The organism is Pseudomonas protegens, from assembly GCF_003732485.1.
Lineage (GTDB): Bacteria > Pseudomonadota > Gammaproteobacteria > Pseudomonadales > Pseudomonadaceae > Aquipseudomonas > Aquipseudomonas protegens_B.
The window spans coordinates 12,865-23,119 of sequence record NZ_MOAK01000030.1; the positions used below are offsets into that span (position 1 = coordinate 12,865).

Genomic DNA, 10,255 nt, shown 5'->3' on the forward strand with positions numbered 1-10,255 from the left:
AAACTGCAAAGCTGGCTTCACGACCTTGGCGTCGCACTGGGCCTGATCGAGCCACCGCTGCAACCGGTGCCGATTCCTACCGACGAAGAACTGCGGCGCCGTCAGCAACGTCGTCGTTGAGCTTGAGGCGAGAGCGGAGTGCCGACTCCGGCTCTCGCCAGTGTTTTCTGGCCGGCAGTCGCTCGGCCTCCCACCCGGGACAATCGGGTCAATCCTGATTTTGCCGGGACTTTTCCAGCAACCATTGCACCAGGTCGTCGACCTTTTCCAGGCGCCAGAGCGCTCGCTGCTCTTCCCGAGGGGAGATGCAGAGGTCGAACCTGTCCTCCAGGCGCCAGAGCAGCGCTTCGATATCTTCCCGGTCCAGCCCGAGCGCCTGCAAAGTGCTGTGGTCATCGAAGTCGATGAGTTCACCCAGTCCCCGGCGGATGAGCAGGTGCACGGCCTCGCGCGCTTGGGCCCGAATCATAGTGTTACTCCCGAGGGGTTAGCGGGTCAGGCGGGACGGGCAGCGTCGGCGCGGGTCTTTTCCAGGATCACCTGGCTGAGCGCGCTGATGGAGTTGATCCGGTACAGATCGAGGTCCGGATCAAGGCGGATGTTGAACTCGCACTCCAGGCTGTAGAGCAGGGCCTTGAGATCCAGGGAGTAGGTGTCTTGGGCGCGGGCCTGGCAGGCGGGGACTGGCCACTTCTGGGCCATCTGGGTCTCGATGGCGTGGCGGATGCTTTGCTGGATGTCGAAACGGTCCATAAACACCTCGGGGCAGGAGGAGGTTCTTATTGTTTTATGACCCCGTCCAAGGGTGAAGCGATAGCGTGCCCTGAGGCTGCCAGCGATCCTTGTACTGTTCAGGAACAGTCGTCGCTGAGTCAGATTACAGCACAGGTTTTTTCCGCCGGTGGTGACCACTCGTCCAGTGGCTGGCTTCCGGGACCGGCCTGCAGGCCACGTCATTCGGCGTTATGGCACTTTTTCGCGGACGAAAAAAAACGGGTGCGGCCACCGACGCCGCACCCGTCGAAGAAAAGCTTCAGGCGTCCGACGTCAGGTCAGATCGCATTGGCCAGAGGCGCCGAGCGCCGGGACATCAGGCTCACCACCACGAAACTCACCAGGCCCACGGCCAGGCTGTAGTAAATCGGCGTGTTGGCGTCCAGGCCGTCCTTGAACATGAACAGTAGAGCGGTGACGAAGCCCAGGCCCATGCTGGCGATGGCTCCGGCGGTGGTGGCGCGTTTCCAGAAGATGGCGCCGATCAGCGGGATCAGCATGCCGCCCACCAGCAGGTTGTAGGCCAGGGTCAGGGCGCTGATCACGTCGTTGACCACCAGGGCAATGCCCAGCACCACGATGCCGGTGAGGAAGGTGAACAGGCGGTTGATCCCCAGGCTCGACTGTTTGCCGCCGCGCAGTCGTGGCAGCAGGTCTTCGGTCAGGGTGGTGGAGGCGGCCAGCAGGCCGGCGCTGGCAGTGGACATCATGGCGGCCAGGGCGGCGGCGATCACCAGGCCACGGATGCCGTCCGGCAGCGAGGCTTTGACGATGGCGGCGAAGGCGTTGTTGACGTTGTCCAGGTCCGGCAGCAGGACGTGGGCAGCCATGCCGATCAGGGCACAGGCCAGTCCGTAGAGGATGCAGTAGAAGCCCGCCAGGGTGCCGGCGTATTGCGCGACTTTTTCGGTCTTGGCGGTGAACACCCGTTGCCAGATGTCCTGGCCGATCAGGATGCCGAAGAAGTAGATCATGAAGTAGGTGATGATGGTGTCCCAGCCGATAGCGGTGAAGCTGAAACTGGACGCTGGCAGCTTGGCCACCAACTCATCCCAGCCGCCTACGCGGTACAGGCAGATCGGCAGCAGGATGAACATCAGGCCCACGGTCTTGATCACGAACTGGACGATGTCGGTCAGGGTCAGGGACCACATGCCGCCGATCGCCGAATAGACCACCACCACGCCGCCGCCCAGCAGGACCGAGATCCAGAACGGCAGGCCGAACAGCACTTGCAGCACGGTGCCGATGGCGAGGATCGAAGTCACCCCGATCATCAGCGCATAGGCCAGCATGATCACCGCACTGGCCTGGCGGGCCATGGGGTTGTAGCGCTTTTCCAGGACCTGGGTGACGGTGAAGATGCGCAGCTTGAGCAGCGGCTTGGCCAGCAGCAGGTTCAGGGCAATGATCCCCGCACCCAGGGCGGCGCACAGCCAGAAACCGGAAATGCCGTGGACGTAGCCCAGGCGCACGGTGCCGACGGTGGAGGCGCCGCCCAGGACCGTGGCAGCCATGGTGCCCATGTACAGGGTCGGGCCCAGGTTGCGGCCAGCCACCAGGTAGTCCTCGTGGGTCTTGGCCTTGCGCATGCCGTAATAGCCGAGCACGAGCATGCCGGCGGCATAGATGAGTACGACAAATAGATCTAAAGCCATGGTGGCGTGTCTCCGATTATCTTTTTTATGTGAAACAAACGGTTCATGCAGGTGCTGGCTGCTCAGCGAAGGCGGGGTCAAGTCTTGTGCAAGACCCAGGAGCTCTATCGCGAGGCCGGCCGCTCCAGGAGGTTATCCGGGCAGTAGGGCGCGACTTGCCAGCAGCCTGCCGGTACAGCGGCTGGCCATACTGGAGTGCGCAGTTTTGAGGGTGGCGATGGCAGTGCTGGCCGGGCTGGAGGGCAGACGAAACAGGTCGCAAGGCCTGGTGTCGCGCTGGTGCTCGAGGATCTGGCCGATCCTGTTGGTTGCGATGTTGCTAAGGTTTTTTTCTTTGTTGTTATTCATGATCTGCTCCGATCACATTGGCTAAGGGGGTGGCAGCCCTTCCGACATCGCGGACAAATGGTTGTGACAGGCCAGCCAGAGGCCTTGTTGTTTTGTGCGAGACCCAATGGTTTCGCGTTCCTGGCTGAAGTCTTGCTCCCCTCGCATGCGCAGCTTCGTGGCCACGTCATGAGTCAATCCGGCGCCGTCCCCTTGTGGGCGGACGACGACGTTGTCCGGGATGCGTCACCGCACCTCGGAACCATCCTTGGCCCGTCATCGGCCCGGCTGATGCCTGGCAGGCATTGCGCAACAGCAGCCGAGGACGGGGTAAAGATGAAGCGGGTAGCACCGCTTTGCGCCGCAAACGGTCTGGCGGCGCGCAGCATGTGCTGAGACTCAGCGATGGGCTACGCCAGGCAGTACGCAGAGCATTTCGTACAGCAGGTTGGCGCCCAGCAGTGAGGTGTTGCCGGTGGTGTCATAAGGTGGCGAAACCTCCACCAGGTCGCAGCCCACCAGGTCCAGGCCCTGGCAGCCACGGACGATCTCGATGGCCTGGATGGTGGTCAGGCCGCCGATTTCCGGGGTGCCGGTACCCGGAGCCCAGGCCGGGTCGATGCCGTCGATGTCGAAGCTCAGGTACACCGGACCGTTGCCGACCTTTTCCCGGACTTCGGCCATCAAGGGTTCCAGGGACTTGTGCCAGCACTCTTCGGCCTGGACCACACGGAAGCCCTGCTTGCGGCTCCAGTTGAAGTCTTCAGCGGTATAGCCCTGGGCGCGCAGGCCGATCTGCACCACACGGTCGCAGTCCAGCAGGCCTTCTTCCACCGCGCGGCGGAAGGTGGTGCCGTGGGCGATCTTCTCGCCGAACATGTGGTCGTTGACGTCTGCGTGGGCATCGATGTGCACCAGCCCGACCTTGCCGTGTTTCTTGTGGATGGCCCGCAGGATCGGCAGGGTGATGGTGTGGTCGCCGCCCAGGGTCAGGGGGATCACGTTGTGTTCGAGGATGCCGTCATAGGCTTCTTCGATGATGCGCACCGCGTCCAGCAGGTTGAAGGTGTTGATCGCTACGTCGCCGATGTCGGCCACCGACAGCGAGTCGAACGGGGCGGCACCGGTGGCCATGTTGTAAGGGCGGATCATTACTGATTCGGCACGGATTTCCCGCGGGCCGAAACGGGTGCCGGCGCGCAGCGAGGTGCCGATGTCCAGGGGTACGCCGACGAATGCAGCGTCCAGGCCGGCAGCGGATTGCAGATGGGGAAGACGCATCATGGTGGCGATGCCGCCGAAGCGCGGCATTTCGTTGCCGCCCAGTGGTTGGTGGAGAATCTTGTCCACGGGATAGGCCTCATCGTTGTTTTATATTTATGGGGTCGGCGGCGCAGCCCAAGCTGCCCGTGCAACCGAGTGGGGCCGATTCTGCGAAATGTAGTGAGGGGAAAGAATCGCTACGAACAAATACTTAGTTCAGATTTTTCTAAACTAATGGCCGGGCTCGCGCTAGACTCCCGCGCTGCTTCCAGGGCCCCGCGTGGCTCGGGAGCGAGCACCCGCTCGGTGACGTAGTCACCGTTATCCGGGTTGCAGGGTCAGATTGAAAGTGCACATGGAGGTCATCGAGGTTGCTTGGCCGCCCGGCGGGAGCAAGCTCTCTTGGCACAGGGAAGTGGTCGTTTTGCCTGTTATCGGAGCCTGTCATGGCCAACGCTTTACCTGATCTGAAACTATTGCGCATCTTCGTCAGCGTGGTGCGACATCAGGGGTTCGCCAATGCCCAGCACGAACTCAATCTCTCGACGTCGGCCATCAGCACCTACATGAGCCAGCTCGAAGGCGCCCTCGGGCTGGTGCTCTGTCACCGTGGCCGTGGCGGATTCAGCCTGACCAGCAAGGGTGAGCTGTTCCACCAGGAAACCTTGCGTCTGCTCGGGGAGCTGGAGGGCTTCGAACAGTACGCCGCGGCCCTCAAGGGCGAGTTGCGCGGTACTTTGAACCTGGGGGTGATCGACTCCACCGTCAGCGACGAGGCCCTGCCGTTCGCCGAGGCCATCGGTGCCTATAGCCAGGAGCATCCCGCGGTGCATCTGCACCTGTCGGTGATGAGCCCCCATGAACTGCAACTGGGGGTCCAGGACAACCGGCTGGACCTGGCCATCGGTGCCTTTTCCACGCGCATGAGCGGCCTGGTGTACATGCCGCTGTACCGCGAGCAGCACTGGCTGTATTGCAGCAACCGGCATCCGCTGTACAGCGAGCGGCGCATCCCGGAGCAGGTCATCACTCAGCAGCGCATGGTCGGCCGCGGCTACTGGAGCCAGGCGGAACTGGCCCGGCACGGCTTCAAGCACAGCGCGGCGACCGTAGAGAGCATGGAGGCGCAGTTGATCCTGGTGCTTTCCGGCGCCTACATCGGCTACCTGCCGGAACACTACGCCCAGGCCTGGGCCGACAAGGGCGACCTGCGGGTGCTGCTGCCGGCAACGTTCGGCTACCAGGCGCCGTTCTCCATGATCATGCGTCGTGGCCGGGGCCGTGAACCCCTGATCCAGACCTTTCGCGATCTGCTCAAGGCCCAGCTCAACCAGTCATAAGGAATTCCCATGTCCAGAGCACGCTGCGAGCGCTGCCTGCGTCCCTCAGGCCATTGTTTGTGCCCGCTGATCCCGGATTTGCCCAGCCGCACCCGGGTGCTGTTGCTGCAGCATCCCAGCGAGGTCAACCACGCCTTGAACACGGCGCGGCTGGCGGCCTTGGGGCTGAACAATGCGCAGTTGCGGGTGGGCGAGGTGTTCGAGGATCTGCCGACGCTGCTCAACCAACCGGGCTACCAGGCGCGCCTGTTGTTTCCGGCGGACGATGCCCAGCCGTTGCAGGCCTATGCCGAGAGGGATGAACCGCTGCTGCTGGTGGTGCCCGACGGCACCTGGCGCAAGGCCCGCAAGCTGTTGCACCTCAATCCGCTGCTGGCGGCCTTGCCGCGAGTGACCCTGGCCGCCGCGACGCCCTCGCGCTATCGCTTGCGCAAGGCTCCGGGGCCGGGTGCGCTGTCGACCCTGGAAGCCATTGTCCAGGCGTTGCAGGTACTGGAGGCGCCGGTCTCCTTCGAACCCTTGCTGCGCCCCTTCGAGGCCTTGATCGAAGGGCAGATCGCGGCGATGGGCGAAGACACCTACCAACGCAACCACGGCGCCAAACCCTGACCTCTTGTCTGTAGGAGCGGGCTTGCCCGCGAAGGCACCCTCAAGTCTGCTGCAAGGTCAGAGGGGTTCTTCGCCGGCAAGCCGGCTCCTGCGTACGCTGCAGTCAGCGTTCGCGCATGGCTTCGGTGCGGGCCTTGAGTACGGGCTTGAGCAGGTAGTCCAGCACGCTTTTCTCGCCGGTGATGATGTCCACCGTGGCCACCATGCCGGGGATGATCAGCAGTGGGTTGACGTCGCCTCCCAGGTGGTTCTTGTCGGTGCGCACCTGGATCAGATAGAAGCTGTTGCCCTTGTCGTCGGTGGTGGTGTCGGCACCGATCAGCTCCAGCTTGGCGCTCAGGCCGCCGTAGATGGTGTAGTCATAGGCACTGAACTTGACCATGGCTTTCTGTCCGGGGTGGAGGAAGGCCACGTCCTGGGGCCGGACCTTGGCCTCGATCAGCAGGTTGTCTTCCATGGGCACGATTTCCACCATGTCGCTGCCGGGCTGGACCACGCCGCCGATGGTGTTGATCTTGAGCTGCTTGATCACGCCATGCACGGGCGATACCACGGTGGTGCGGTTGACCCGGTCGTCGATGGCGATCCCCGACGCGGTGATCTTCGACAGGTCGGTGCGTTTCTCGTTGAGTTCCTTGGCGGCATCGGAACGGAAGGTCTGCACCGATTCGTCGATCTTGCTCTTGATCTCGTTGATGGCCGATTCGGCCCGTGGAATGGCCAGGGTGGTGGCGTCCAGGGAGCCGCGAATCTCCACCGCGCTGCGCTTGAGCCGCAGGATTTCCACCGGTGACACGGCGCCAGTGCTCACCAGCGGTGTCGACATGTTCATCTCTTGATTGAGCAGGGCCAGGCTGGAGCTGTATTGCCCCTGCTTGGAGCGAAACTCCGCCAGTTCCTGGGTCTTCTGCCGCAGCTGTTCGCTGAGGGTGCGCTGCTCGCTGGCCAGGCGCCGCTGGCGCTGGTCGTACAGCGAGCGTTCGTCTTCCGCCACTTGCGGCGCCTTGCTCACCACTTCGACGGACGGGCTGAAGGGCTTGCCCTCGGCTTCGGCGGACAGCCGCTCGACCTGGGCCATCAAGGCGAAGCGATCAGCCTCGCTCTCGCCCTTGTTCGAGCGAAAACGCGTGTCATCCAGGCGCAGCAGGGTCTGGCCCTTGTCCACCATCTGCCCTTCGCGGACGAAGATCTCGGTGACAATGCCGCCTTCCAGGTTCTGGATCACCTGGACCTTGCTCGAAGGAATGGCCTTGCCTTCGCCCATGGTGACTTCCTGGAGCACTGCGAACCTGGCCCATACCAGGGCGCAGAGGATCAGCGCGGCGGCGATCCAGACCGTCAGCCGTGATCCGCGGGGCGAGTCCTGCAAGGAGGCGCCGGCGGTTTCCGGCATGAATTCGCTTTCCGCGCTGCGGCGAAAACTGCCCAGGTAACCCCGGGGCGACGATGGTGTAGACATGCTCGGCACTCCTAGACGGCTGCAGAGCCGACACGGCCCTTGCGCAGTGCATCGATTACCGCGTCTTTCGGTCCGTCGGCGACGATCCGCCCTTCGTCCAGAACCACCAGGCGGTCCACCAGGCTGAGCATCGAGGTGCGGTGGGTCACCAGCAGCAGGGTCTTGCCCTGGACCTTGGCGTGCAGGCGCTGACGCAGAGCGTCCTCGCTGCTGTTGTCCATGGCGCTGGTGGGTTCGTCCAGCAGCAGGATCGGCGGGTCCAGCAGCAGGGCCCGGGCCAGCAGCACCGCCTGACGCTGGCCGCCGGACAGCAGTTGCCCGCGTTCACCCACCGGTCTGTCGAAGCCCTGGGGGTGCTGGCGGGCCAGCTCGGTAACCCCAGTGAGTTCGGCGACTTCGAGCATTCGCGCATCGCTGACGTAGTGTGCGCCCAGGGTCAGGTTGTCCCGCAGGCTGCCGGCCAGCAGTGGCAGGTCATGGGCGACGTAGCCGATCTGCTGGCGCAGGTCGGCCACGTCCAGTTGCCGCAGGTCCAGGCCGTCCAGCAGCAGTTGGCCTTCCTCCGGGGCGAGAAAACCCATCAACAGCCGGGCCAGGGTACTTTTCCCCGAGCCGCTGCGGCCAATGATGCCGACCCGCTCTCCGGGTTTCAGGCTGAAGCTGATGTTGTTCAGTGCCGGGGTGCTTTGCCCCGGGTAGCGAAAACTCACTCGGCTGACCTCCAGGGCGCCTTGCAGTTGAGTGCGCTCCAGCGGCCGCTGGCGGGCATCGCGCTCCTGGGGCAGGGCCATCAACGCGTCGGTGCTGCGCATGGTCAGTTGCGCCTGTTGGTAACGGGTGATCAGCCCGGCGATCTGTCCCAATGGCGCCAGGACCCGGCTGCCGAGCATGTAGCTGGCCACCAGGGCGCCGACGCTGAGATTGCCGGCGATGATGCTGTAAACCCCGGCGACGATGGTGGCCATGCCGGACAATTGCTGAATGAACAGGGTGCCGTTGGTGGCCAGGGCCGAGAGATTGCGGGCGTGGCTGTCGAGGCGGGTCAGGGCACCATGGGTGCTTTCCCACTTGTGCTGGCGTTCGCTTTCGGCGCTGCAGGCCTTGAGGGTTTCCAGGCCACCGAGGGTCTCGATCAACAGCGCCTGGCGTTCGGCGCCCAGGGCCAGGCTTTTTTGCACGGTGTCCCGCAGGCGCACCTGGATCAGCATGGCGAAGACGATGGTGATGGGGAACGCCAGTACCGGGATCACCACCAGCCAGCCCCCGAGCAGGCCGATCACCACCAGCATCAGTAGGGCGAAAGGCAGGTCGATCAGGCTGGTCAGGGTCACGGCGGTGAGAAACTCCCGCAGCCCCTGGAAGTCATGGATGCTCTGGGCGAAGCCGCCGATGGTGGCCGGGCGGGCTTTCATGTTCATGCCAGTGATGCGTTCGAACAGGGTGGCCGAGAGAATCACGTCGGTCTTTTTCCCGGCCTGGTCCAGCAGATGTGCCCGCACCACCCGCAACACCAGCTCGAAGCCGGTGCCCAGCAGCAGGCCCAGGGTCAGGACCCAGAGGGTCGAGGTGGCCTGGTTGGGCACCACGCGATCGTAGGTCTGCATCACGAACAGCGGCACCATCAGGCCCAGCAGGTTGATCAGGAAGCTGGCGAGAATGGCGTCGCTGTAAAGCCAGCGAGAGAGCTTCAGGGTGTCGCGAAACCAGGCATCGACCCGGGGCACCAGGGGGCTGCGCAGGTCTTCGAGCTCATGGCGGGGGCGGGCGAACAGGGCCTGGCCGCTGTATTCCTGGGCTAATTCCTCGCGGCTGACCCACTGCTCGCCACCTTCGGCCTCGCTGGGCAGGAGCAGGGCCTGGCCATCCTCGCCCCAGCGCCTGAGCACCGCGCAACGGCCGCCATGGAGGATCAGCAGCACCGGCAGGTTGAGCGCGGAAATAGCCCCCAGCTCCCGGCGCAGCAGGCGTGCCTGAAGGCTGGCCCGGGCCGCGGCCCGGGGCAGCAGGTCGAGACTCAGGCGTTGCTTGTCCAGGGGCAGGCCTGCGCTGAGGCTGCCGCGGCTGACGTTGCACCCGTGAAGTCGGCACAGGATCAGTAATCCGTCCAACAGCGGGTCATCGAAGCTGGCACGCGGATCGGCGTGCGGGCTCTCGGGTTCGAGGCTGGTCAAATCGAGTCCTCCACGGGACTACTTCATTTCCGGCAGGCGCGCCTCGCTTTTCACTTCGCTCTGGGCGATGGCTTCGGCCGGCACCACGACTTTTTCCTTGCTCAGCAGTTCGCCCATGTTGGCCAGGACCCGGTACATGGAGAACTCTTCGGTGTAGCGCACTTCGGTGTAGCGGCGGTTGGCGTTGTACAGCTCGTTTTCACTGTCCAGAACGTCAAGCAGGGTGCGTTGGCCGAGGCCGAACTGGTCCTGGTAGGCGGCCCGCACCCGGGTGGTGGTTTCCGCATATTCCCGGGCGGTGGGGGTCTGTTTCTTGGCGTTGAGCATGGCGTTCCAGGCCAGGGTGATGTTTTCGTTGAGCATGCGCAGCGCGTTGTTGCGGATGTCCATGGCCTGGTTGATCTTGTGCGCGTCGGACTGCAGGCGGGCCTTGTCACTGCCGCCGCGGAACAGGTTGTAGTTCATGATCACCCCGACCCGCCATTCATTGTCGTGGCCCAGGTCGCCCTGCACATTGTCGTTGGCGTTGACTGCGGCCTCGGCGTCGAAGCGTGGATAGAAGGGCGACTTGGCTACCTCGTACTGACTCTCCGCCGCCTGGATGTCAGCCTGGGCGGACTTCAGGTAGGGGTTGTTCTGCAGCATGCTCTGCTT

11 protein-coding genes and 1 pseudogene are annotated in these 10,255 nt (G+C 63.9%); 3 read left to right on the forward strand and 9 right to left on the reverse strand.

Annotated features, from left to right (window positions below; translation table 11 throughout):
- The coding region (locus BLX41_RS37060; protein ID WP_311197418.1) for a PA1414 family protein at positions 1–120 on the forward strand (120 nt) is incomplete at its 5' end.
- Positions 121–208: 88 nt separating this feature from the next.
- Here the strand turns inward: BLX41_RS37060 and BLX41_RS04235 are convergent.
- The 6 genes and pseudogenes from BLX41_RS04235 to speB form a co-directional block, all read right to left on the reverse strand.
- Entirely contained in the window at positions 209–469 is a 261-nt protein-coding gene (locus BLX41_RS04235; protein WP_123723896.1) for a hypothetical protein, read from the reverse strand.
- A 26-nt stretch (positions 470–495) separates the two neighbouring features.
- Complete coding sequence (locus BLX41_RS04240; RefSeq protein WP_123723897.1) at positions 496–753, reverse strand: acyl carrier protein; 258 nt, start codon at positions 751–753, stop codon at positions 496–498.
- 299 nt (positions 754–1,052) lie between these two features.
- A complete protein-coding gene (locus tag BLX41_RS04245) occupies positions 1,053–2,432 on the reverse strand; it encodes a sodium:solute symporter family protein (RefSeq protein ID WP_123723898.1) in 1,380 nt (459 codons plus the stop codon).
- Between the two features lie 132 nt (positions 2,433–2,564).
- The gene (locus BLX41_RS04250) at positions 2,565–2,780 is read right to left on the reverse strand and encodes a hypothetical protein (RefSeq protein ID WP_123723899.1); all 216 of its coding nucleotides are present in this window, start codon (positions 2,778–2,780) and stop codon (positions 2,565–2,567) included.
- Between the two features lie 21 nt (positions 2,781–2,801).
- Positions 2,802–2,993 (reverse strand): annotated as a pseudogene (locus BLX41_RS34390) (DUF4440 domain-containing protein); the annotation flags it as partial.
- 165 nt (positions 2,994–3,158) lie between these two features.
- Positions 3,159–4,109: an agmatinase gene (gene speB / locus BLX41_RS04260; RefSeq protein WP_011059912.1), complete on the reverse strand. Its 951-nt coding sequence runs from the start codon at positions 4,107–4,109 to the stop codon at positions 3,159–3,161.
- 359 nt (positions 4,110–4,468) lie between these two features.
- Here speB and BLX41_RS04265 point away from each other — a divergent pair, with 359 nt between their 5' ends.
- Together BLX41_RS04265 and BLX41_RS04270 are read left to right on the forward strand one after the other, a co-directional pair.
- On the forward strand, positions 4,469–5,362 hold the full coding sequence (locus BLX41_RS04265; RefSeq protein WP_123723900.1) for a LysR family transcriptional regulator: 894 nt from the start codon (positions 4,469–4,471) through the stop codon (positions 5,360–5,362).
- 9 nt (positions 5,363–5,371) lie between these two features.
- Entirely contained in the window at positions 5,372–5,971 is a 600-nt protein-coding gene (locus BLX41_RS04270) for a tRNA-uridine aminocarboxypropyltransferase (RefSeq protein ID WP_123723901.1), read from the forward strand.
- Positions 5,972–6,074: 103 nt separating this feature from the next.
- Here BLX41_RS04270 and BLX41_RS04275 read toward each other — a convergent pair whose 3' ends face one another.
- From BLX41_RS04275 to BLX41_RS34395, 3 genes are all read right to left on the reverse strand, one after another.
- Positions 6,075–7,430 (reverse strand): HlyD family type I secretion periplasmic adaptor subunit, encoded by a 1,356-nt coding sequence (locus BLX41_RS04275; protein ID WP_123723902.1) that lies wholly within the window; start codon positions 7,428–7,430, stop codon positions 6,075–6,077.
- 11 nt (positions 7,431–7,441) lie between these two features.
- A complete protein-coding gene (locus BLX41_RS04280) occupies positions 7,442–9,601 on the reverse strand; it encodes a type I secretion system permease/ATPase (RefSeq protein ID WP_123723903.1) in 2,160 nt (719 codons plus the stop codon).
- Between the two features lie 18 nt (positions 9,602–9,619).
- Positions 9,620–10,255 (reverse strand): TolC family protein (locus tag BLX41_RS34395; protein ID WP_259744397.1); only part of this gene is annotated, 636 nt, incomplete at its 5' end.